Genomic DNA, 717 nt, shown 5'->3' with positions numbered 1-717 from the left:
CGGGGATCAAGCAAAAGTGCAAAACATAAAAAAAGAAAAACATATTGATCTTTTAGTAATAACTCTACAATTTTCTTAAGCACAAGAAAAACTATGGCAAGCTCAGCTATTGTTAAGTTAGCTTGTGCAATTGCCATGTGCATGGTAGTGCTTGCACCACATGCGGAGGCCGCCGTGACCTGTGGCTTAGTTTCGGGCAAGGTTGCAGCGTGCATTGGCTTCCTTAGGGGTGGTCCTGGCCCAAGCCCGGCATGTTGTGGTGGGATTAGGGCCCTAAACAGCGCAGCCGCCACCCCGGCTGACAGGAAAACTGCATGCACTTGCCTCAAATCTGCTGCTGCTTCCATTAAAGGAATGAACTACGGAAAGGCAGCTGCTCTCCCTGGTGCATGTGGTGTCCGCATCCCTTACCCTATTAGCCCCAACACCAACTGCAATGCAGTCCACTAAAAGTACAGGATAACTTTGTTGCTACAGAAGAGAAATTAAACATGGAGCTACGTACCAAAGAATGGCCTTGTTAGCTAGTAAAGTGTATAATAAATGAGACTCAATTATCTTGATGAGGCTTTTGTCTTTGTCGAGTAAATTGATTATTGTAGTTCCTATTTCACGCATGCATCTTATTTTAATGTGTACCCTAGTTTTTATTTTTCATAAAATTACAACTAAAAAAAAAAAAAAAATAAAAAAAAAAAAAAAAAAAAAAAAAAAAAA

2 protein-coding genes are annotated in these 717 nt (G+C 40.7%); one reads left to right on the top strand and one right to left on the bottom strand.

Features of this window, described 5'->3' with window-relative positions:
- A partial coding sequence (locus tag CXQ96_RS18710; RefSeq protein WP_219816178.1) for a hypothetical protein occupies nt 1-215 on the bottom strand: 215 nt, incomplete at its 3' end.
- Here CXQ96_RS18710 and CXQ96_RS19180 point away from each other — a divergent pair.
- Nucleotides 136-450 carry a non-specific lipid-transfer protein gene (locus tag CXQ96_RS19180; protein ID WP_368783656.1) on the top strand — a complete coding sequence of 105 codons (315 nt, stop codon included), beginning with the start codon at nt 136-138 and terminating at the stop codon, nt 448-450. The genes CXQ96_RS18710 and CXQ96_RS19180 overlap by 80 nt on opposite strands.
- Nucleotides 451-717: the final 267 nt, after the last annotated feature.

The sequence above is a fragment of the Arthrobacter sp. B1805 genome, from assembly GCF_002929745.1.
GTDB lineage: Bacteria > Actinomycetota > Actinomycetes > Actinomycetales > Micrococcaceae > Arthrobacter_D.
This window is presented reverse-complemented; position numbering and strand designations above follow the sequence as displayed.